23 protein-coding genes and 1 pseudogene are annotated in these 22797 nt (G+C 46.3%); 9 read left to right on the forward strand and 15 right to left on the reverse strand.

Annotation, left to right across the window (positions count from 1 at the left end; all coding sequences use genetic code 11):
* Positions 1-144: 144 nt before the first annotated feature.
* From QNH15_RS24305 to QNH15_RS24315, 3 genes are all read right to left on the reverse strand, one after another.
* Entirely contained in the window at positions 145-306 is a 162-nt protein-coding gene (locus QNH15_RS24305) for a hypothetical protein (RefSeq protein ID WP_283891237.1), read from the reverse strand.
* Positions 306-1124 carry a YihY/virulence factor BrkB family protein gene (locus QNH15_RS24310; protein WP_283891238.1) on the reverse strand — a complete coding sequence of 273 codons (819 nt, stop codon included), beginning with the start codon at positions 1122-1124 and terminating at the stop codon, positions 306-308. The genes QNH15_RS24305 and QNH15_RS24310 overlap by 1 nt, the downstream gene beginning before the upstream one ends.
* Before the next feature lie 442 nt (positions 1125-1566).
* Complete coding sequence (locus QNH15_RS24315) at positions 1567-3033, reverse strand: flavin monoamine oxidase family protein (RefSeq protein ID WP_283891239.1); 1467 nt, start codon at positions 3031-3033, stop codon at positions 1567-1569.
* A 392-nt stretch (positions 3034-3425) separates the two neighbouring features.
* Here QNH15_RS24315 and QNH15_RS24320 point away from each other — a divergent pair, with 392 nt between their 5' ends.
* On the forward strand, positions 3426-4262 hold the full coding sequence (locus QNH15_RS24320) for an STAS domain-containing protein (RefSeq protein ID WP_283891240.1): 837 nt from the start codon (positions 3426-3428) through the stop codon (positions 4260-4262).
* A gap of 85 nt (positions 4263-4347) precedes the next feature.
* Here the strand turns inward: QNH15_RS24320 and QNH15_RS24325 are convergent, their stop codons facing one another.
* The gene (locus QNH15_RS24325; RefSeq protein ID WP_283891242.1) at positions 4348-5136 is read right to left on the reverse strand and encodes a TrmB family transcriptional regulator; all 789 of its coding nucleotides are present in this window, start codon (positions 5134-5136) and stop codon (positions 4348-4350) included.
* A 269-nt stretch (positions 5137-5405) separates the two neighbouring features.
* On the opposite strand from QNH15_RS24325, the gene QNH15_RS24330 reads away from it, so the two are divergent.
* The 7 genes and pseudogenes from QNH15_RS24330 to QNH15_RS24360 all read left to right on the forward strand — a co-directional run bounded on the left by QNH15_RS24330 (position 5406) and on the right by QNH15_RS24360 (position 8789).
* Positions 5406-6101, forward strand: a complete 696-nt coding sequence (locus QNH15_RS24330; RefSeq protein WP_283891244.1) for a Na-translocating system protein MpsC family protein — start codon at positions 5406-5408, stop codon at positions 6099-6101.
* Between the two features lie 182 nt (positions 6102-6283).
* Positions 6284-6502 (forward strand): hypothetical protein, encoded by a 219-nt coding sequence (locus tag QNH15_RS24335; RefSeq protein WP_283891246.1) that lies wholly within the window; start codon positions 6284-6286, stop codon positions 6500-6502.
* Positions 6503-6681: 179 nt separating this feature from the next.
* Positions 6682-6828 (forward strand): annotated as a pseudogene (locus QNH15_RS24340) (Na-translocating system protein MpsC family protein); the annotation flags it as partial.
* A 67-nt stretch (positions 6829-6895) separates the two neighbouring features.
* A complete protein-coding gene (locus QNH15_RS24345; RefSeq protein ID WP_283891248.1) occupies positions 6896-7003 on the forward strand; it encodes a hypothetical protein in 108 nt (35 codons plus the stop codon).
* 26 nt (positions 7004-7029) lie between these two features.
* The gene (locus QNH15_RS24350) at positions 7030-7167 is read left to right on the forward strand and encodes a Na-translocating system protein MpsC family protein (RefSeq protein ID WP_283891250.1); all 138 of its coding nucleotides are present in this window, start codon (positions 7030-7032) and stop codon (positions 7165-7167) included.
* Between the two features lie 167 nt (positions 7168-7334).
* Entirely contained in the window at positions 7335-7736 is a 402-nt protein-coding gene (locus QNH15_RS24355) for an anti-sigma regulatory factor (RefSeq protein WP_283891252.1), read from the forward strand.
* A 153-nt stretch (positions 7737-7889) separates the two neighbouring features.
* A complete protein-coding gene (locus tag QNH15_RS24360; RefSeq protein WP_283891254.1) occupies positions 7890-8789 on the forward strand; it encodes a COX15/CtaA family protein in 900 nt (299 codons plus the stop codon).
* A 298-nt stretch (positions 8790-9087) separates the two neighbouring features.
* Here QNH15_RS24360 and QNH15_RS24365 read toward each other — a convergent pair whose 3' ends face one another.
* The 6 genes from QNH15_RS24365 to QNH15_RS24390 form a co-directional block, all read right to left on the reverse strand.
* A complete protein-coding gene (locus QNH15_RS24365; RefSeq protein ID WP_283891256.1) occupies positions 9088-9840 on the reverse strand; it encodes a hypothetical protein in 753 nt (250 codons plus the stop codon).
* Between the two features lie 21 nt (positions 9841-9861).
* Positions 9862-10914, reverse strand: a complete 1053-nt coding sequence (locus QNH15_RS24370) for a lactonase family protein (protein ID WP_283891257.1) — start codon at positions 10912-10914, stop codon at positions 9862-9864.
* A 130-nt stretch (positions 10915-11044) separates the two neighbouring features.
* Positions 11045-13168, reverse strand: a complete 2124-nt coding sequence (locus QNH15_RS24375) for a M28 family metallopeptidase (RefSeq protein ID WP_283891259.1) — start codon at positions 13166-13168, stop codon at positions 11045-11047.
* 215 nt (positions 13169-13383) lie between these two features.
* A complete protein-coding gene (locus QNH15_RS24380; protein WP_283891260.1) occupies positions 13384-14430 on the reverse strand; it encodes a dihydrodipicolinate synthase family protein in 1047 nt (348 codons plus the stop codon).
* Position 14431: 1 nt separating this feature from the next.
* The gene (locus QNH15_RS24385; RefSeq protein WP_283891261.1) at positions 14432-15448 is read right to left on the reverse strand and encodes an NAD-dependent epimerase/dehydratase family protein; all 1017 of its coding nucleotides are present in this window, start codon (positions 15446-15448) and stop codon (positions 14432-14434) included.
* 157 nt (positions 15449-15605) lie between these two features.
* The gene (locus QNH15_RS24390; RefSeq protein WP_283891262.1) at positions 15606-16367 is read right to left on the reverse strand and encodes an alpha/beta hydrolase; all 762 of its coding nucleotides are present in this window, start codon (positions 16365-16367) and stop codon (positions 15606-15608) included.
* A 93-nt stretch (positions 16368-16460) separates the two neighbouring features.
* Between QNH15_RS24390 and QNH15_RS24395 the strand changes: the two genes are divergently transcribed.
* Positions 16461-16598, forward strand: coding sequence for a hypothetical protein (locus tag QNH15_RS24395; protein ID WP_283891263.1), 138 nt, complete (start codon positions 16461-16463; stop codon positions 16596-16598).
* 40 nt (positions 16599-16638) lie between these two features.
* On the opposite strand, the gene QNH15_RS24400 is transcribed toward QNH15_RS24395, so the two are convergent.
* The 5 genes from QNH15_RS24400 to QNH15_RS24420 form a co-directional block, all read right to left on the reverse strand.
* Positions 16639-18042 (reverse strand): MDR family MFS transporter, encoded by a 1404-nt coding sequence (locus QNH15_RS24400; RefSeq protein ID WP_283891264.1) that lies wholly within the window; start codon positions 18040-18042, stop codon positions 16639-16641.
* A gap of 138 nt (positions 18043-18180) precedes the next feature.
* Positions 18181-18981: an endonuclease/exonuclease/phosphatase family protein gene (locus QNH15_RS24405; RefSeq protein WP_283891265.1), complete on the reverse strand. Its 801-nt coding sequence runs from the start codon at positions 18979-18981 to the stop codon at positions 18181-18183.
* 19 nt (positions 18982-19000) lie between these two features.
* The gene (locus QNH15_RS24410) at positions 19001-20332 is read right to left on the reverse strand and encodes a GGDEF domain-containing protein (RefSeq protein WP_283891266.1); all 1332 of its coding nucleotides are present in this window, start codon (positions 20330-20332) and stop codon (positions 19001-19003) included.
* A 20-nt stretch (positions 20333-20352) separates the two neighbouring features.
* A complete protein-coding gene (locus QNH15_RS24415) occupies positions 20353-21354 on the reverse strand; it encodes a zinc-dependent alcohol dehydrogenase (RefSeq protein WP_283891267.1) in 1002 nt (333 codons plus the stop codon).
* Complete coding sequence (locus tag QNH15_RS24420; protein WP_283891268.1) at positions 21351-22772, reverse strand: extracellular solute-binding protein; 1422 nt, start codon at positions 22770-22772, stop codon at positions 21351-21353. Before QNH15_RS24420 ends, QNH15_RS24415 begins: the two co-directional genes overlap by 4 nt.
* Between the last annotated feature and the right edge of the window lie 25 nt (positions 22773-22797).

The following is a 22797-nucleotide window of genomic DNA, read 5'->3' on the forward strand; positions in this document are numbered from 1 at the left end:
CCAAAGCCCGATTATGTAAACGAAATTATCACCAACAGAAATTCAAAAGAGCCTCTCCGCGCCCAAAACGCAGAAAGGCTCATCATGCACTCCGGCAAGCGGGAATTAGTTGCTTCCTCCTTTAGAGGAGTCTCAGTTCCTTCCTCACTCACTGCCTGTTCCCTCTCCAACCGCTTCACCGTTTTTCGTGGCTGAATGATTTAATGAAGCCAAGCAGGCCGACAGCCCGTCCGCCAATGGCAGCAGAACCCGAAATAATGAGACCAGTGGCCATTTGACACTGCAGCCCTGTGCTTTCATTGTCATTAGTCCCTTCTGTGTTCATTGATCGGATAGACGATGGTATTCAATAGTGCACCGATAACGATGATCATTGCTGACAGGTAAAACCAGAGCATAAGTACCACAATACCGCCAAGCTGCCCATAGAGCGCCGAATAGTTATTTCCTCTGACATAAGCCGCAAAGCCCATGGATACGAGCTGCCAGCCGATCATGGAAAAAAAGGCGCCCGGCAATACCTTTGAAATGTGCAACTTCACATTTGGCGCGAAATAATAAAGTCCAATGAAGAAAAGAAGCAAAAACAGGCTTCCAATCCCCCACTGCAGAAAAATCCATAATTTATGATAGCCATCCAATGTAAATACGTCATTCAGGTAATGCCTCATCAATTCTTCAATAATCGGAACAAATACCGAGAACAAAATCGCAATCATAAAACCGATGGTGAGAACAATTCCCTCCACGATCTGTTTGAAAAAACTTTCTTTTACTTCAATGGCATATGCATCGTTCATGACACGCTTGATGCACTGAAACCCCATTGATGAAAGCCACAATGTAATAATTAAGCTGAATGACAATAAGTTTCCCTGTTGATGGGTTACCGTATAGGTCAGGGTTCTCTCGATTAATAAATACGTATTCTCTGGCGCATACGGTTTGGCAAGCTCCAGGATGTTTTCTTCCTTAATCGGCAGGTAGGCCAACAAGGAATAAATGACCAGCAGGAATGGGAATACGGACATTAAAAAGTAATAGGCCATCTGAGCAGACAAATCATAGACTCGTAGTGAGAAAAATCGATTAGCAAGTTTTTTCAGAATAGCAGTTGCTGTCATATGCTCCTCCTTTCATAAGGCCGGCAGGACATTCAACAATTATAGAAAGATTATAGTTAAGTTCGATTTAAATGCAATGGAAGACAAATCCAGTTGATGGACATGGTATTAACAACTATGTGCCTGGCGCCTCGTTTAGAAGCTTTTTTTTTAAAGAGGCAGGGTCAATTGCTAGACGAAAACTGCTTAAAGCTAACGTTAGTCTATGCAATTTGGATCACTTTTTTAGATTTTGCGCAGAATTTTTATCATCCGTAGGTGTTGTAGCGGTGTTACTTGCGGTTCGACATCATTTAGTTGCGGCTCTGAGGGATTTACTTGCGGTGCTGGGACGTTTACTTGCGCTTCGACAAGGAATACTTGCATATCACATCATTTTCATAGAATCTCAAGCACGCAAAAAAAGCCCCACTGTTCCAAACAACAGCGAAGCTCTTTCCTTCTATTGACTCTCGTGCACTTCATGGGCGGCGCGGATGGCCGATTCTATCGATCCCTGCATCCAGCCGTGAGTCATGGTCGCGTGCTCTCCGGCAAAGTGAAGCCTTCCTTCCGGCATTGAAACTACATCTCCGAATTCTTTTTCCTGGTAGGGTTTAAACATCGTGAAAGCTCCCCCAGCGTATGGATTGCTGGTCCAGGAAAAGGAGGTTCCGGTCATGTATTGATCAAATACCTGCGGGCCATGCAATACAGAGAGGCACCTTAGTGTTTCCGCCACTCGTGTTCGGCTTGGCAGAGAGCTCCAAAGATTCGAGTCATCCTCCCATGTATAGCTTCCGAGCACAACCCCCGACTGAGTCCCGGCTGGATAATGGCTGGGATAATAGGTGAAACGGGAGGCGAGATCGGTTACCGCTTTTCCGCCATGCAAACCCTCCCTTTCCCAGAAACGATTTTTAAATTGAATGCCCACCTTGGTGGAAGGCACGTAATGAAGTTCCCTGATGGCTCTTCGTTTCGAATAGGATAATGACCGTTCGGGCTCAATCTGAACAAAGTTAAGCACGGAAAATGGTATGGTTATGATGGCACGGTCAGCCTCAAATTCTTCCGTCGCCCTGCCAACCGGGTTTTCGGTATATAGCGTTACCTTTTTCGGATGATTCCTAATACGGGTCAGCCGTTTTCCAAAAAGCAGCCGATTCCCGAGATGAGGAACAAACGCGTTGGGCAGCTGGTCATTTCCACCCGTAATTTCATAAAACCGCAGATTCGGCCGGATAAAAATGAGCAGGATGTCACGGAAGGTTTCTAGAAAAGAAAGCTCTGGAAAACCTTCAAGAGAAATCAGCACCTTAATTTTATCCACAGCTCCCGCTGATAACGACCGGCCAAACGGATTGTTCTTCAAAAACGCATCAACCGAATAATTTTCATAAAGCTGGATCACGATCGGCCAGTTCTTTGATGGATTTTGGTTCACGTAATCAACAAGCGGCCCAATGGCATACCGCATCAAATCCTCTGCCGTTTTTCCCCGTTCATGCGGGGCAACAGGAAAACCGAGCAGCTCCGGATTTTGATCGTATTCAGCGGACCTCGCTCTTCGGCCATTCGCATAAAACAAATCCTCCGGCAAACGATTCACAAAGCGGTTATAAGGGAGATTGAAGCGGTGAATATACTCAAAGACCAGTTTATGGGTGTCCGGAATCCGCATGGCACCTGCCTCAAAATGATGCCCCTCAGTAAAAGGAGCCCTAACAGAGTATATTCTCCCTCCAACACGCTGTGACGCCTCCAGGATTTTGACATCGTGTCCGGCATCCATCAAGAGCGTCCCCGCAACCAGGCCTGCAATACCGGCTCCTGCTATCACAATTTTTTTCGGTTTCACTGCCGGCGGCAGCCCATTCCGAATGGTGTTGAGCATCTCGCCTTCCGTTAAGAGCCTTCTTTCCGCCATGATGGACCCTCCAACCTCTAAAGCCTTTCCCCACTATATGCCGTCAACTGGAAGAAAATTAATTTTATCAGCCAACCAATCGAGGATGGATGCTCACCTGTTATTCTTTTTTAAATACGACAAAAACGACAAAAAGTTCCCCGGGAAATCTCATTTTTCTTATTTGGAATTTTGTTGACTATTAGCCACAATACTATTTTAGTATAAAAAGAGGAGTTGGCTTCTTTACAGGAGAAATCAATAAGTCAACAAACGATTTCATTCCTCATTTAAGCTGGCATCACTACTTCCCTCACTGCCTGTATCGCTGCAGCATATGCAATAACGTGGACAACATTAAGGGATACTGCAATTCTGCACATAAGATTCCTATTCGATTGGAGGAAGAATTAATGGTGATTGAAAAACAGCTTTATATGTACTTGCTCGACCATTCTCATCAGATGGCTGATGAATGGCTAAAAGGGCGGGACGAACAGCAACATTCACGCTATTCCATCGATGCCCCAAAAGAAGTTCAAGATAAGCTCCGTATGCAGCATATTCAATTCACCAACATGCTTGCCGAGTGCGTTCTCTACGAATATGACCCCTTTAAGTGGGCAAAAGAGCTGGCGCATGAGCGCGAAAATGAAGGTGTTTCCTTGTTGCAGATCATACAGAATTTCAAGCGCTGCCGTGAAGTTTGCTGGCAGTTTATTGAAGAGTTTGCGCGCATCCACAACCATGTGGAAGTCACCCATATCAGCACATGGAGCTTTAATCTCAACAGCGCCTTTGATATTATTATTGAAGTCTTTGTCGATCATTTTCATTATGCAGACCAGGAAAAGATCAATCAAAGACAGTTGGTGGCCCAACTGGGTGTTCCCATCATTCCAATCAATGAAAAGATCGGTGTGCTTCCGCTGATCGGTGATATTGACTCGATACGGATGAACGTCATTCAGGAGCAAACGTTGACGAAAGCTCTTTCCCTGGAATTAACCTATTTAATTATTGATCTATCGGGTGTATATACGTTGGATTCCACGGTCGCAGAGGAATTGTTTACTGTAATCGAACAGCTTTCCCTCCTCGGAATCAGAGCCATCATTACTGGTATCCGCCCGGAGATTGCAATGACGAGTATTCAGCTGGGACTGGATTTTTCAAAAATCATAAAGTTTGGCAATTTACAAATGGCGCTGGCACATCTTTTTGAACCGAAGAAAAAGGTAAGAATATAGAGTTCCACAAACTCTCCCCCTCATGAATGAAGCCTCTTTATCAATTTCTTAATTCAAACTGGCCGTATGTTTTGCGTTTCACCCTTTACACCTTCCATCCTTTCTCATGGATATAATACTTTAATAGTTTTGTATAATTTTCACCATACCGGTGATGAAGATCAGTAGCAAAATCGTGCTCAATTTGCTGCATTATCAGATCATGGTAAAAGTTATTTTTCAGCATTTCAATGACGGCTGGATGGTCGGTTTCCACAGATGACGGTTTCAGTGTACCCCCAAAGCTTCCAATAAAGGCCGTTTTTGAATCAGACAGCAATGAAAATTTCCGTTCATCTGTATGCCATTGGTCCTCCAGCTGGCGAACGATGACATGCTCAAGCGCAATATCGGTTTCCCCGATGGAAATAAGCACTACCGTCACACCTCTCTTTTCCGCTTCAAGCAAGTTTTCTGCAACCCACGACAAATCTTCCTCCCAGATTTCAGCAACAATCACCTGTTCGGTGTTTGCGATGACCCGCTGGATCGCCAGGTCCAATCCTTTGTTGCCCTTCCAGTTGTAAAAAGCAGGGGCCGGACGCGGAGGGGTCTTTAGTTCCTCGATCAACGCTTTCGACGTCTGTTCAAATTGGGATTGAAACAGGCGCACCAGTTCCTCGATAGGTACAGCGTTATAGCGGACAGTCTCTCCCTCCATACTACGGCATGCCCCTTTTTCTGTCAGTGATCTTAGAGCGGAATATACATTTGCCCTGGACACCGCAACTCTCTTTGCCACTTCATACCCCGTAAGGTCGGGTTCTTCATGTAAAGTGATGTAGCACCTTGATTCCAGCTCTGTCATGCCAAGCTTTTTTAATTGTTCAATCATATCGTCCCTCCATCGTCTTAGACAGTTATTTACAGCACTCCTAAACAGGAGTATTTTTATATACTCCTTTATTTTAATGCAATTTTTGCCTGAGTTCTACTTTCTAAGTAGACATTTTTTCGACAAATTAAAACGTTTTATGGGAGAAAAAAACGGATAAAAGAGAATACACACTCTTTCTCTGAGTTGTTTGATTTTTTGAATAAAGGTGCTAAAATAAAAAATGGATGGAAGATATGATGCTTCTTTCTGACAAAGGATGAGAACGAATGGAAGTAAAAGCCCAGCAAAACAAACTGGCGAACAATCTTGGAAAACTTTTGCGGGATAACTTTGGCAAAGGACCGGAAGCGATTCATGTGACAATTTACGAACCTTACGTAGTCGTTTATGTCAGTGGCTTTATCTCGCCGATGGAACAAGTATTGCTTAATCAGAATGAAGAAATGCGGGTAATGACAACCAGAGAACTTTTAATGAAATCACTTGAGCCTGAAATTACGGGACAGATTAAAGGCGTTACAGATATTGAGATACAGCATTTATACTATGATTGGAATCTCTCCCATCAATCCGGAATCTTCGTAGGGGTTTGCCTTGATGACCTGAAAGCGGATTTAACGGAAGGCGAGCCTTACCAGGGAAAACAGGAGATTCATAACAGGATTATTAAGATGAGCAAGCTCGCACAAAAAGAGCCTGAGCGAATTACATCATATAAATTAAGCCCCCGAACACTTGTCGTGGTACGGGAAGGGATTTTGGTGGCCATTGAACGGCAGCTGATTTCAATGGGATTTGATGATACACTTCGCATCTGCAAACGCCCTTTGGAAAAAGGCCTTATGCTTCAGAATGATGACTATGATGAGGTTTTGAACGCGGAGATCCTTGATATCTTTGTCGATTGGGATTTTGAGAAGGATAACAGCATTATTACACTTATCTTAAAACCAAAAAGTTAGTGCGGCAGTAATGAATTGGACACACTGTGCCAGTCATGAGCCGGAAAGTAAAGGGTTGCCCTTTTCTTTTCGGCTCTTTTTTTGCTGAAAAGATAAAAATACTCTACAAACGGGTACATTAGTGGAGAGAGATTTTATCTAACTGCACCCATTGTAAGTTCACTAAAAGGAGTTTTGTCGATATGGCTGACAAACACGAGATTTCGATGTTTATGAAAGAGCTTCGTCGATTGCTTCATGATTACAAGACATGTAATAAAGAATTTTTCAAAAAGAAAATCAGCGACGATATCCTGCTGTTAAGTTCGGTCATTTACGAAAATCAAATCGGGCGCTACGAAAAAAGAATGATGAAAAAGGTCAAAACGTATGAACAAACCAAGGAAATGGGACAAACTTGATTGATGTGAATGCCGTTGGTTATCAAGGTTTTTTCTTTAACAAATTAAAAGTTTTGCCCAGGAAAGGAAGGGAAATTCATATACCAGACGAATACTATAATAGAGATGAATTCCGAAGATGTCCGTTTTGTAAAAATAGTTAAGATTAAGTCATATTAAAGAATCAGGTGGAGACATCTATGGATCAAGCGAATGTTGAAAAAGAAATCAGCAGTTATATTGGCCGTATACTCAGAAACCATTTTGGAAGAGGCCCTGGTACTGTGTTTGTGACTGTAGCCGACCCGTTTATTACTGTCTACTTTACAAACTTTCTTTCACCAACAGAGCGCTCTCTGCTTCATTCGGAACAAGCCGAGCTCCGAGCTCGCAGAAAAAATAAGAGATCGGCTAATGGATTCGCTAAGCGCAGAAATCGTGGGCTATTTGGAGTCCAAAGTCGGAATCGACATTCTGGACTTATATTATGACTGGAATCTAACAACAAAAACCGGGACATGAAATGCTAACGAATCGCTAAGAGGAGTTTGGAAAAAAGGTTATTCGGCACCCATCAGCCACAGCTGGAAAAACTGCTGAACACAAAAGTCCTGGATATATTGATCGATTGGAATTTCGGCCGGGATTCAAGCAGTGCACTATTTATATTGGAACCAATTGCATAACAGGCAGTAACAAGCTAGGCATGGAACTAGATGTGAGCCAAAAAGAAAGGCAAAGGTTGCCTTCTTTTTGGCTTTTTTTAGTAATAAATGTTTTACATAAGGGGTTGATCGCTTGTTTTATACCTACATCATTGAAACATCAGCTTTGGAAAAAAAGGGTGTTTGCCATGCTTAAAACAGCTATCATCGTCGATATACATACAGAAAAGGATATCGTGGCTGCGCGGAAGCAAGTAAAACAACTGGCACAAACCTTACATTTCTCTTCGATAAACCAGGTCCGGATTTCTACTGCGGTTTCAGAACTGGCCAGAAATATATATTTGTATGCAGGTAAGGGAACGATAAGTTTTGAAGCCTATTTCGATGAAAACAAAATCGGGATTAAGCTCACCGCAACCGACCAGGGGCCGGGGATTCCGTCTGTCCGTAAAGTTCTTGAAGACGGCTATTCCACGTCTGGCGGGCTCGGTATGGGACTTCCCGGTGTGAAGCGCCTGATGGACGAGTTTGTGATCGACTCAGGTCTTGGGATAGGTACAACGATTATTGCTGTTAAATGGGTATAATCGGGCTACATTTTTTTAAGCTTCTTCTTTGTTCACGAAATGTTTTTCTTTTATTGACAAATGTTTGTCATTTGTTTCGTCTCAGTTGACTACAGGCTCCTTATACCCCATGATGTCAAGTGTGAGTATATATTATTAAAGGAGCTTTTCTCTATGGATAAAGCCTTTAAAACAATGGCCGTCTTTACAAGTGTTATCATGTTTTTATTAATGATCGCCGGTACTCTTGTCACGGACACCGACTCCGGAATGGGTTGCGGCAGTGACTGGCCGTTATGTAACGGTAAATTTATTCCTGAATATACCGTAGCCACGATGATTGAATATACGCATCGTTTGATTACCGGGTTTGCAGGAATTGTTGTTATTATCTTTTCGATCTGGGCATGGCGCCGTTACCGCGGCAATCGCGAAGTAAAGGGTCTTGCCATTCTTGGTATCAGCTTTATTGTCGTTGAATCGCTAATTGGAGCAGCTGCGGTACTTTGGCCGCAATCAGCAGAAGTACTCGCTCTTCATTTTGGATTTTCACTTCTGGCCTTTACAGGCGTTGTTCTTTTGAGTGTGTTCGTTGTCCAAAAGGACCGCTCGCATTTGCTGATCAAACAATCCGTCTCCAAGCGCTTTAAGTGGTTCGCCTGGGTGACCGTAGCCTATGCGTATCTGGATATCTATTCGGGAGCGTATTTGCGACATGTCAAAGCAAGTCTCGCCTGTACCGATTTTCCCGGCTGCTATCCCGGCAACTTCTTGCCGTTTGCAGGACTACCTGGTATCCATTATCTTCACCGGGTCGCCGCTGTTGTCTTGCTCGCGCTTGTGCTCGGACTCTTTATCTACTCCATCCGGCATTTGAAACACGGCCGGCCCGATATCTTTAACGCTTCCCTTCTCGCATTGATTTTGACCCTCTTGCAAGGAGTAAGCGGTGTGGCTGTCGTATTGAGCCGCCTCAATATCTTTGCCACTCTGTCTCACTCGGCATTGATCACCATCCTTTTTGCGGTGCTGTTCTATATTGCCTTGCAGACAACCAAAAGGCCGGAAGAATAAATTAGAAAAAACCAGGAGCACCTGATTGGTGTTCCTGGTTTTTTTGGGTTGGTGGGTGGGGAACGTGGGACGCTAGTTTACCATAATGGGGGTTTGGCCAGTAGAAACTCGTTTTCGGCCAGTAAATGTTTGATTTCAGCCGGGAAATTCTTCATTCTGGCCAGTAAGCTAGCGATTTTGGCTTGTATTTCTCATTCGGCTCGAATTTCTGGCTCTTGGTATGACCTCTATAGCTGTCAACTCCGCTTAATTGCCCCAGATACAACAAAAAAACAGCTCTTCAGCTGTTTTTTACTCGTTATCCGATTTTTTCATAGATCCTGAGCGCTCCTTCCACTACGTTCCTGTCTATGCCGGTCTTTTCCACAATCCGGCTGGCCCATTCTTCAAGTGCGCCTGCCGGCGACTCCAGGATGATTCCGTCTTCGGTGCGAAAAAAGCTTTGCCAGTCGTTCATCTCCCAATGGGCCCTTTTGCCGTGGCGGATGACCCGGCATTCCACCTGCGGGAATGATTTGATATGCTTTTGCGAGAAATGGGCTGCTTCCCATAAAACGTCGTGATCAATCGGGCCAGTGTCAAATACCTGTTTTGAAACTTTGCCGTTTGGCCGGAGGTAGTGTACTTCAATCTTATTACGGCTTAAAAACGTCCTGATTTCTGCAGCCGGGAAAAACCCTCTGTGCCACTTTTCATCAGGACTCTCCGCATCCAACGGGATGGGGGCCAGCCACTGATCGCCGAGGTCACAGAGGTAACGGCGGCCCTCTTCATCCAGGGCAATCACTGCCACATGAACCGCATCTGTCATTAATCCGCGTCCGATACCGTAAGCCGTAATTCCCGCTTCCTTCAGATCATGGAGCAGCCAAAGCGCCAGATCAAAGCAGTTGCCGGTCATGCCATAGTGCGCATGATGCTCTTTCATGAGTGATACTTCCCGCTGCCTTTGCCTGTTCATATGTTGGGTACACCACGCTTTGGTCAGGTTTTCCATTGGAAAATCATCAAATCTCCGCCATACGGCAAGGAGTTCTTCAGGTACGTTCATCGCGCTCAGCTCCTGGGCTGCTTATTTTACATGCAAGAACTTTACGCAAACCGGATAAGGTACAGCCACGTCGGATTGGATCAAGGTCAATTTGCCGTTGTTTTCATCTCTTGAAAAAAGAACGAGATTGCCGGACTCCTGATTGGACGCAACAATAAATTTTTGGGATGGATCGATTTCAAAGTCACGCGGCCAGTTGCCTTCTGTTGAGGTATGTTCAACAAACGTCAGTTTTCCTGAACCTGATTCCGCACTGAACACAGCGATACTGTTATGTCCGCGGTTCCCTGCATACACGAAACGGCCGTCTTTGCTCACATGGATCGCACTTCCCTGGTTGTTTTCCGTAAAGCCTTCCGGAATCGTAGAAATGCTCTGCAACACGGAAAAGCTGCCGTTCTCTGCATTGTAGGAAAGCACGATTACTTCCGAGCTGAACTCGGTCATCAGGTATGCGATTTTTCCGTTGGGATGGAACTCCAGGTGGCGGGGACCGCTTCCCGGTTTGATTGACAAACTGTTTACTTCCTCAAGCTCGCCATGTTTCAATTGATATGTGATCAACTTGTCGATGCCAAGATCGACCACCGCTACAAACTTTTCATCAGGGGTAAAGCCGGCATAGTGGGTATGCGGTTTTTCCTGTCTTTCATCCGGTCCCGAGCCTTCATGGTGGATGACAGATGAAGCCTGGCGCACACCGCCTTCTTCATCATCTACCGCAAACCGCTCAACCGTTCCTTTATGATAATTCGCGGTCAGCACATTGCGGTTTTCACGGTCCACACTGACATGGCAAGGAGATGCTCCTTCTGTCAGCTGGCTGCGCAAGTGAGAAAGCCCTCTGGATTCATTGGTAATTTCATAGGCTGCCACACCGCCCATGTCTCCATCTTTTTTTACGGCATACAAGTACTGGTTGTCCTCTGAAATGGTTAAATATGTAGGGTTCCCGAGCTGTGCAGCTACCTTGATATCTGTGATTTCCTGTGCTTCTGTATCAAGGGTAAATGAATAAATTCCTTCACTGTCGCCTTTTGTATAGGTTCCGATATATCCTGCGTACTTTGTCATGAATAATTCCCCTTTCTTCTATCCTATTTCTTAGATTTTACCACACGACACCATTCCTAAGCCCATGAGAACCCTTAGTGTTTACATAAAATAAACAAGGTATTCGCGATGAATACCTTGTTTATTCCACTTATTCGACCGCTTCTTCCGCTGTCCAGGTTGCTTTTGTCAGAGATTTTTCGAGCTGTTTGACAGCTTTTGCGAAGGCAGCGGGATCATTAGCCTGCTGGGCTTCCACCAATGCAGGCAATGGCTGTGCTGCATAGCCCGTTGTAAGACCCGGTGCGTAAATCTGGTGCTTGAACCAGCTTCTGGAGGCAAGCCCCTGCGGATTGATCAGGTCTCGCTCCTGCTGGATAAGGGCTTTATTCAGCTGCTTAAGCTGCTTTGGTTTCACTTTATCCCCGGCAAGCAAGTCCTGGCTGTACGTTTCCAGGTTCTTGGATGCTTCTTCCCATGCTTGTGCCTTCGCTTTTACATGGCTCATATCGACGCCAAGCGTTCCATCCTTCTCCACGTCTGCCAAAAGTTTTTGTACGGATTGAGCATACTCGGAGTACTGTAACGGAAGCACTTGTGAATTGGCAAGGCGAAGCGCCATGAGACCGGTAAAGCGGCCAGCTGCTGCCTGGTGCTTATAGCCAGGGTCAAACAGCCGTTCCACAGAATCGGTGTTGTCATATGCGCTGTGATACAAACCGCCGGCCACACCAAAACCGATATCAGCAGAAGGAACACCAAGATGCTGAAGGAAGGCCGTGTAGTCGGATCCGCTGCCCAACTTGTCAATCTCCTGTTCTTCTCCATTATTGCGAACAAGCATATCGTCGTAAACGGACAAACCGGAGCGAGGCTCGGTCACATTTTTCGCGACATCATAAATGAGTTCATTCAGCGATGGAACGGCTCCGGCACCAAAGAACTGTCCGGCAATGCCATCCATGTTGATGTAGGCAACCGCGTTTTTAATCAAGTCCTTTTGATGCTGCTCCGCATATTCCGTAGATCCGAGCAAGCCGTACTCTTCACCATCCCAGCCGGCCAATACGATGGTGCGGTCAGGGCGCCACCCTTGTTCATAGAGCTTTCCAAGCGAACGTGCGGTTTCCATTATCGTCGCCCAGCTGGAGATGTTATCACTCGCTCCATATGTCCATGTGTCTCTGTGGCCGCCAATCACGATTTTTTCATTCGGATACTTGGCTCCTTTAAACGTTACCGTGATGTCGTTAATCGGTTTTGTTTCATACTCGATATTCAGGTTGATGCGGGCTTTGGAGGCTGCGCTGCCAAGATGGTATTTAAACGGAAGGCCACCCTGCCAATCTTTCGGCGCTTCCTTTCCTCCCATTGCCTGAAGCAATCCTTTTGCCTCACTGTAAGAGATCGGTGTGGTTGGTATTCTTGGGAGTGAATCCGCGTTTTTGGCTTTGATCCGCTTGACTCCGGCAACTGAGGCTTTGCCTGGTGTCAGCGGATCACCGGGATAATTATAAATGTAGAGAATGCTGCCCCGCTGGATGGCATCGCTCGGACGCCATGGACCATCAGGATATACCGGGCCTTTTACATAGCCATCGTCTTTCGGGTCAGAGTAAATCAGCACCCCTTTTGCGCCGTTCTGTGAGGCGAGGTCGGGTTTTACACCGCGAAAGTTTTTACCATAGCGGACAATAACAATCTTGTCTTTCACAGACACACCCTGCATTTTCAATGTTTCAAAGTCTTCTGGCGTTCCATAGTTGGCATACACCAGCTCCCCTTCCACATTTCCTGAAGGAGAGTACGCATTGTAGCCCTCGACGACTTCGTTTTTAAACGGGGTGTTCTTTTTCAAATTTTCCATGACGTTCAGTTTTCGTTCAAATGGTGCGGTCTGGGTGACGGAAACGCTGTTGGGGTGGGAGAGGTAAACATCGTAGGTCTGAACTTTCGGGTCTAAGCCTGCTTTCCGTAATTGGTTAAGCGCATATTTGACACCGGCATCATTGCCTTTTGTTCCGACAAGTGCCGGACGCTTACTGAGTGCTCTGCTGTACGTTTTGATCTTATTTTCCTTGATTCCATTCTTGAGCTTTTCCTCGAACTGCAGCTGCTTTTCGTACGTACCTTTTGCAAATCCTGTCAGATCCTGCTGCTTCGTTTCAGCGCTGGCCTGAGTAAATGGCAAGGCACCGGATGCCAGAAGGGCAAGCACCATACTGCCTGCCATGTACTTCGTCCTAGAAAGCCTGGATTTTTCACGTTTTCCCAATCATAAAACCTCCCTCGCTTTTTGACTATATTAGTAGAAGTCTGTAAATTCAGTCAATTTATTAAGTTCCATTTGAAGGAAAATGAATCTTTTGTCTTGCCCACCTCTTATTGAGCCATTAAGTGCCCCCCTTTTTGGCACATGTCAAAAGGAGGAGGATGTTTTTTGAAAATAAAGGAGGAACCCTTTACATAACGAAGGGTTCCTCTTTTTCCTTATGAAGAATGCATGCAAGCCTTAACGAAGTCATCATCGTTTAAATGGGGATAGTCTCTGTACACCCTGTCGATTTCCTCGGACTGGCCGGGACTTAACTGCTCTTTTTCAAGCAGACACCAATTGCCCTGTAGGAGTCCCTGGCGGGCAAGCACATCATTGATGCCGGCAATACAGCCTTTAAAACCATTCGCCGCATCAAAGAAAGCGGCATTCGTATCTGTAATTTCAAGGCTTTTCTGCAGCAGCGACGCAGGAATGCTGCCACTGTTACGCACCTGCTTGATTTCATCAAGCAGTTCGACCGCCCGTTTCGTCCAAACCGCCCAATGTCCAAGCAGGCCGCCAGCGATTTCTTTTCGGACCATCTTTCCTTGCACATTGATTTCATAGGAAGTGAGAAGGTCTTGAACGATATTGTCATCGTTGCCCGTGTAAAGAGCGATCTCATCCCGCCTCTCGGACTGGCAGACAGCCCGGATCACATCCAGCGTCTGATATCGGTTGAACGGTGCCATCTTGATCGCATGCACATTGGGAATGTCGGCGAACGCCCGCCAGAAGTCGCATGAAAAGACACGGCCTCCAACAGAGGGCTGAAGATAAAAGCCAAACACCGGCAGAATCTCTGAAACTCTCCATGTCCTCTCGAGCATCTCAGTCTCCGTTAAATGATTCAGTCCGCCGGGGCTAAGAAGGCCAAGCTCATAGCCCATTGACCTGGCAATGAACGCCTCCCTCTCGGCCTGCTCGGTGTTACCGCAAATTCCGGCCACTTTGATAAACGGGTGCAGCAGCTCTCTTTTATCCACTTCTTCGGCCGCAAGCCGCAGCACTTTTTCATAAAGATTAAACGTTGGATCCCTGATTTCAAACTGGGTCGTATGAACACCAACCGCCACTCCGCCTGCACCGGAATCCATATAATAGTTTGTAAGTCTCCTCTGGCTCATTTCATCAAGCTGGCGGTTCCGGTTCAAGGCCAGGGGATGGGCTGGAATGACCGTTCCGTCCAACAAAAGCTTCTTAACCTCTGGCTTCAGCATATTAAAATGCTCCCTGTCTTTCCTGAAAATGTGTCGGTTTATCAATTGTCTGACCGTCTCCCTTTATCCAATCGGCGGTCCAGCCGATCATGGTATTTAAAGACACGGAAGGATATCCAAATAAGTGATGCGCCTTTGAAGAATTATTAAGCAGAGCTGTTGGCTGCTCTTCTCCGACAAACGTGACCGGCTTGTTAAACTGTACTGCAAATTGCTGTGCGAGCCAGCGGATGGACACCGTTTCTGGACCCGTGATGTTCAGAACAGCAGGCGGGCTATCACTCAGAAGCAATGAACGAAGCGCATATTCGTTAGCGTCTCCCTGCCAAATCACGTTCACATGGCCCATCCTTACATCGACTGGCTTTTCTTGATACACCTGTTTGGCAATTTCCAGCAGAACACCGTATTTCATATCAATGGCATAATTCAGCCGAAACAGCGTAACCGGTGTTCCATTCTTGCGGGAAAAATAAGAGTAAACTCGTTCTCTGCCGAGACAGGACTGCGCGTACTCACCGACAGGATGGACCGGATGTGTTTCATCGCACCCTCCCTGCGCCAAAGGAACAAGTGGATAAACATTTCCAGTGGAAAATACCACATGTCGCGCGTTCGGAAACCGCTCTGCCACACGGCCGGGCAAATACGTATTCATCGCCCATGTGTACGGTTCATTGCCGGTTGTGCCAAACTTATGGCCTGCCATATAAATCATGTTTTCCGCGTCAGGCAGTCTTTGCAAATCCTCCTCTTTCAACAAATCTGCACTGATGGTTTCAATGCCCGCTTCCTCCAGTTCGGCTCGAAGCGTGCCGGAAGAAAAGCGCGAGACACCGATCACGCGCTTTGATAGATTTCCTGCGTCAATGGCCCGTTTGGCAAGCTTCGCCATGGACGGCCCCATCTTCCCTCCGATTCCTAAAATCATAATATCTCCATTAAGCTGTTTTATATCTTCAATCAGCCGCTCTGACGGCTTTGTCATTACTTCTTCCAGTTCCTGCATGTTGTTCATGATTTCACCTCATTAATTAGTTTTAAAGCAGAGCGATAACATTCCTTCCATACTTTCATGATATAATGCACCGTCCTGTAAAAAAACGACATAAATCCGTCCATAATTCATAAAAAAAGCCAGGCACCGCCTAAAATACGATGCCTGGCTTAGAAATTTAATTTTTTAAAAAGAAGCAAAGTGCCCGCGGAAGGTCGTCTTTCCAGAAGACCCACCTGTGTTCCTCATCCTCGACATGATAATCGAGGGAAAGCCCCTTCTCCTCGAATACCTTCATCATGCGTTGATTTCCGTCATAGATATGGGTAATCTCTCCCGTGACCGGTGACTTGAAGTTGTTTTCCCGCTCACCGACGACCTGATAGATTTTCCAGTCTGGCTGCCCGATCTGCCGGTGTGCTTCCTCTGCCATTTCTTCATCAAATGCCGAAGACTGCAACAGAAGGTGTGACCAGCGTTCAGGTTTTTGCATGGCAAGGTATAACGAAATAACCCCGGCCAGAGAATCGCCCATCAAGCCCATCTTCACCACATTCATATTGATGGCTTTAAGCTTTTGCTGTACATCAGGAAGCACTTCCTCATAAAAAAATTCGGTGAAATCGTTAAAGTGCTTCCCTTGCGGATGGTAAACCTCCCGCCGCTGTGATGGAGAACCCGGACTCACGGTAATCATCACAAGGTTGGACGCCAGCTCTGGCTTTTCCTCCAATAACTTTTCAAACGTTTCCTGAAGCCCTCCAAGCTTCATGTAATAATACCCGTCCTGCACGAAGAGAAGCTGCACATCCCCTTCCTGCAGCTGGTCCGAAAACAGCCATTTCACCTCGATATCGCGGTTTAACTGTTTGCTGTGCATGCGGTTTTCATTGATTAATAGACTAATGGGTATCCCTCCTGACTGCTCTATGTTATCCACCGTTTATCATAGCATGAAAGAGTTAGTCTTTTAAAATATGCTTTATTAAATCAGCTAAAATGGTATAATTAGGAAAAATAATAGAAGGACTTTATGAAAAAGGCATATACGTATTACAACACAGGTCCTGAAGATGTAATCACTCAATATTTGCCCATTTCCATCGTGGTCTGCCTGGTTCTGTTCACCGTGTTTATCATTCGTTTTTTTATCAAATTTTCTCGAAAATAAGAAAAGCGTACGGCCCTGGTGGGTCATACGCTTTTCTTGGTTATCTCTCTTCAATCGGCTCTTCTGCCATGCTTCGGTCCTTAATGAAGAATGTCAGGGCAAGTGCGATCAGGGAAAGCGCGGAAATGACCATAAAGGCCATGTTGGCGCCAAAAATGTCGGCATGCTTCACACCTGGTGCCGCATTCGATTCAGCTGTGGTCATGACGGTAACAAGGATAGCCGTTCCGACCGAAGCCGCAATCATCCGCATCGTGTTATCCATAGCTGCTCCGTGCGGGATTAGCCGTTTTGGCAGCTGATTCAGTCCTGCTGTGGAAGCCGGCATCATCACCATGGATAAACCAAACATCCGGACACTGTATAACACCGTGATGTACATAAATGAAGTGGACGGATCCAAAAAGGACAGTCCGAGAGAGGTTCCCGTAATAATCACCAGGCCGGTAAACGCCAGCCAGCGGGCACCGATCCGGTCAAAAATCCTCCCCGTAATCGGAGACATCAGCCCTGAGATCAAAGCGCCCGGCAAGAGTGCCAGCCCTGCCTCAAACGCAGAGAATCCTCTCATATTTTGCATGAACAATGGAATGATCGTTTCCGAACCGATCAGCCCCATGAACGTGATCGCTCCAATCATTACCGTAAAAGGGAAAATCCCTTTCGTAAACACTCTGAATTCCAGCATCGGGTGATTCATTCGCAGCTGCCGTGTGATAAACAACACGAGAGCAAGAGCACCCAGGGCGAGTGAAATAATCGTCATTTGTGCCGTCCAGCCGTTGTTTCCGGCACTTGTAAATCCGTACAGCAATCCTCCAAAGCCCAGCGAGGACAGAACAATCGACAGTACATCCACCTGCGGCTTCGTCACCTCGGTCACATTTTTCAAGGCGAAATAAGCAACAACGATATCGATCAGTGCAATCGGCAAAATGATGAAGAATAAGACCCGCCATGAATAATGGGAGGTGACCCAGCCGGATAACGCAGGACCGATTGCCGGTGCAAACGAAATGACAAGGCCAATGAGCCCCATCGCTGCACCGCGCTTATGGACCGGGAAAATCATTAAAAATACCGTCTGCATGAGCGGCAGCATCACACCGGCTCCGCTCGACTGGATGACCCTTCCCAACAGCAGCATTTCAAAATTGGGAGCCATACCTGCCACCAGTGTGCCAAAAGCAAAAACGCTCATTGCCGTAATAAACAACTGTCTGGTTGTAAAACGCTGCAATAAAAAAGCGCTGACCGGGATCATAATTCCGTTCACGAGCATAAATACGGTAGTCAGCCATTGCGCACTGTTCGCTGTAATATGCATTTCCGCCATGACCGGAGGGATCGCCGTAATCATGAGCGTTTGGTTGAGAATCGCAATGAACGATCCCGCAAGAAGAAGTGTGACAATGGTGGACTGTTTGTAACTTGTAGTTTCCATCTATTTTGTCCCTCATTTCCTTTCTAAATTAATCCGATAAACCCCATATTACCTGAAAGAAAATGGGATAGCGAATTACGCGCCTCAATATTCATTAGATTTTTTTCACATAAAAAAGCTTGAGCGAACCCAATCCGCTCAAGCCTTTTGCTGTTCCAGATTCACAAACACTGGAGAATGATCACTTGCAAATCTTCCTTCTACTCTTCCGTCCACAATCTCGGCATTTTTCACTCTCCAATGGTCGGTGACGAGCACCCAGTCGATCCGGTTTTCTTCTCCTCCACCACTTTCATCCGTATAGTCTGTAAATGTCCCAAGACCGGCTCCCTTTTTTTCTTCTGCTTCGGCCCACGTGTCCTTAAATATACTGTTCTCTGTTAATATACCGTAAGTTTGACTGTCGGGAGAGCTGTTAAAATCGCCAGTCAGCACCAAGGGAGCTTGTTCAGAAAGGGTAGCTGCTCTTTCCAGCAACAAATGAGCGGCATTTCGGCGTGCGTCCTCAGAGATATGATCCAGATGGGTGTTCAACACGTAAAAGGACTCCCTGGTGCCCCTGTGTTCAAGAAGAACCCAAGTTGCCATTCGCGTACAGGAGCTTTCCCAAGAAACCGATCCGATCACTTCCGGTGTTTCAGACAGCCAGAAATGGTCGTATGCCACCACTCTATACACGCTATTCTTATAAAAAACCGCCATAAATTCACCATTTGATCCGCCTTCCCGTCCAAGGCCTATGTATCGATAATCCGGCAGATCCTCCTCCAGCCCCGAAAGCTGGTCATATGTTCCTTCCTGGGTGCATAGCACATCCGGTGAATACTTCTCCAGCACCTTTTTCATGACGGGCCGCCGCTCCTCCCAGGCATGTTCTCCTGTATCATGCGGGCCAGCAACCCTTATGTTATAGGTCATCATCGCAATCGACATCTTCATCACTCCTTTCTCCCTTTCATTACCCTTTTCCCGACAAATAATCCTCTATAAAATGAAAGGAGTAGATTTGTCTTGGCCGCCCTTTGGACGCGAGTTTTTCTTCCCCTACGATTTGAATAAGTCCCGCATCCAGACATTGTAAAAGAATGCGGTGGGCGCTTCTTATGGTGACCCCAAGGATATCTGCAATTTCTTGTGCGGTGTAGGTAATGCGCTCACTGCGTTTAATCTGGGCAAGCATTTTACCAAGATAAGCGGCCGTCATGCCTGTTTTTTCAGCCTTCTGAAGGAGCATAGAATCCGTCACCGATAAGCTGTAGATTAAAGGATTGGACATCTCCACCGGCCCGACCACACTTTTATCTTCGCGGACAATGAAGCACTGGTTGCTGCCAAATTGCATGGACTGACGCAGCGCAATCCATGCATGATTCCCTGCATCCTTGGCTGATAATCCAAATCCAACGCCTACAGAAAGAGAAACCTCCAGATCGTCTTTTAAAGACTGAAGCAGCGGAATACTTTTATAGCCTTCGGAAACGCGTTCGAAAATGCCTCTGGTAGTCACCAGTAAAAACTCATCCTCTACTACACTCATGAGATGAGCTTCAAGTGCGGCTGAATAGTCGCGGATCAATTGACGGATGAGGGATTTTTTCTTTTGGATTCGGTGGCCGTCCAGCTCACATTTCTCCTCGGAGCAGGGGACGATTCTGATTCGGCCCATTACAATTTGCGAATCCTTATTCTGCCTCTTTTTGCATGACAGCAATGCACGTTCCAGGGCGTTGATTATATCCTGCTCAGTCGGCGTAATCCATTGATTGGGAACACCCAGCCTTTCGAGATCTTCAGCGATTTCTTTACTTCCCGTCAGCGCCCCCTGTGATTTCCCCTCAGTAAAATACTGCTGATGCCGTTTGAGAATTTGAGAGGTGGTCTGGAACACCCTTTCCTCCTGGACAGGAATGACTTCGATCTCCTCTTCAACTTCAAAGAGGACATGGCTCACTTCACGGACGGATAATGTGTCAACAGAGATCCCTTTCACCTCAGTATGTTTTCTCATCAGCTTGTAGAGAGCGCTGTAAAGTCCCGAAGCTTTGAGAGGGATATAATGGGCAGGCACCTCAAAATCGATATGGTTCTTCACCAGCTTATAAACCTCAAAGCTTGAAAATAGCAAAACGTCCACTTTATCTGCTAACTCCTTGGTGAGAGTGACGACATCCGACATATCCTCCGAAACCTGTAAAATGAGCGTAAAGGTCGGGAACCCCTTGATCACTTTTTGAATCCTGCGGGCAATAACACTCGGTGCAATCACCCCAATAAAGATTTGCCCTGACATCGCTTTTTCACCTCCGTTTTTCAGTTATAATCAATCACCTTCGTAAGTACACTTGTGTTTTCCTGCTGGAGTTCCGCATACGCTTCTGAAATATTGTCGAACAGGACCGATTCCTGAAGATAGGCATTCACCTGAATACGTTTTTCGCTCAGCAACCTCAGGAACTCTCCCATATTACGGCCTTCCGTCCACCGGACATACGCATACGGATAGTCGACTGCCGCTTTCTCATATACAGGGTCATATCTTCCAGGACCACCCGCGCGTGAAATTAATATCTCTGCTTCCTTGCCAAACATGAGACTTCGTTTGAAATGGGGCTCCACATCACCGACAATCACAATTTTCCCCTTGTCTCTCACCCAATCCAGACTTTCATTCGTAAGCGGTGAGTGTCCTCCTCCCGCACACAGCAGGACAGCATCAGAGCCAAGGCCGTTCGTCTTTTCTTCAATGAATCTGTTCAGGTATTCATTTGATGTGGCTACTTCAACACCTGTGCACGATTGGAACAATTGGGCCCGGCTCTCATTCACCTCATATGGAATGACATCATAGGCGCTTGCATGCGAAATTTGCGCGATAATCTGACCAAGCACACCAAGCCCTGCGATGACAACAGATTCACCAAATTGCAAATTAGCCATTCGGAGCGCATGAATGGCTATAGCACCTACTCCCGCAAACGCTGCCTCCTTCGCCTGTACATTGTCAGGGACCGGACTGCAAAGCGTTTTGGGAACAAGCAAATATTCGGAGTGTCTGACGAAAGGAACACCATAGCACGCGACCAGTTGACCTTTTGTAAATGGCTGCGTACCGCCGCCGCATTCCACAATCGTTCCGGCAGCACTGTACCCGAGATAAGCGGTGCGGTTTTGGCTGGACCGGATCACTGACAGCTCAGTTCCTGTACTAATGACGGAATGTGAGGTTTTCACCAGCAGATAATGATCTTGAACCTTAGGGATCTCGCTCTCGATCATTGTAATTTTCCCTTCCTTTGCCGCTACACTTTTCATTGCTCTTTCCCCCTTTCACCGGCCATTAATGGAACAGCTCGTGACAGCTTCGTTTCTATTCTTTTGATGAGCAGGTTTTCATCCAGCAGACCGGACAAATAAAGACGAAGCTCATCACGGATTTCTTTCAGCTCTTTAAAGGACAATCCCAGATCATTGTACAAACGGTAACTCGGAACGATTTCGCGAAACATTTTAAAGCGGGAAGGAAGGCTGATGTTTTCGCCACCCGTCTTTTCGGCTGTTTTTTTAGCAGCGGGAAGGCTTAACGTATTCTTACGGATTCTTTCCTGGCTTTCCTCGGATCCCAGGAAGTCAACCAGCAGCTTAGCGGCATCCTTCTTCATGGATCGTTTATTCACCGCAAGCCCAATCATGAGGAGCATCGTCCGCGCATCTCCTGAATACGGAAGCGGAGCAATATCATATTCAATGTCAGAATGGATCATCTGATTCAAACTGAAATAAGAGCACATAATCATGGACGCCTTTCCTGCCTTAAACAGGGCTTCCGTGTCCTGGTCGCTGTCCGACAGATAGTTCACGCCGGATTTTTGCTGCTCCACCACATGCTTAAGCTGCTTGATGCTCCTGGTAAAACCTGCATGATCAACATGAGTTTCACCGCGTTCGTCCCATGAAAAGACCACCTGATTCTGAAGCAGAAAAATGGGCCATCTATTCAGTGACAGTGGATGAAAGTAGAACCCGCACCGCATAGCTTCAGCATCTCCCCCAGTGAGCCGTTCTGCTGCATCCAGGGCATCTTCCCACTGCCACCCGCTATCCGGCAGGGCAATTCCCGCTTCTTCGAAGTGTTTGACATTGTAGCAAAGAATGATCGGTGAAAACAGGAAGGGTCTTACATAAGAATTTTGTGCAGCAAACCCTTTATTCAGAAAAGGGTAAACTTCATCATTTTCCGGAAGCGGTTCGAACATCCTGTTATGATAGGGCTCTAAATCCAGAAAATCATTGTAGTTAACCGTAACCACGTCCACCATGTCATTTTGAAAAAAATCATAGACCGTCTGGCTGTAGTGATTATAAGGAAGATTGATGGTTTGTACCTTGATCAATGGATATTTTTCTTCAAACCTCTCAATTAGCTCCTTTAGCACAGCTTCGTTTTGAATGCTGGGATAATAGCCAAACTTTAACGTCAGTGGCTCAAACGGCCTGGCAGCAGCTACCATATTCCCGACCCTCGATTTTTTTACGATCAGTCCTTCCCTCACCAGCTGATCGAGTCCTCTTCTCACCGAATTTTTACTCAGGTCATATCGCTCGGCGAGTGTAAGCTCTGATGGCAAATAGTCACCCACTGCCCATATCCCATCCTTGATTTGCTGTTTAATGGAATCAACAAATTGGTCAAACTTTATTTTGAATTGTTCTCGGTTTGTTTTTTCGCTCATAATACGTCTACCATCCTCTGAAAAA

It is taken from the genome of Fictibacillus enclensis, from assembly GCF_030123385.1.
Taxonomy (GTDB): Bacteria; Bacillota; Bacilli; order Bacillales; family Fictibacillaceae; genus Fictibacillus_C; species Fictibacillus_C enclensis.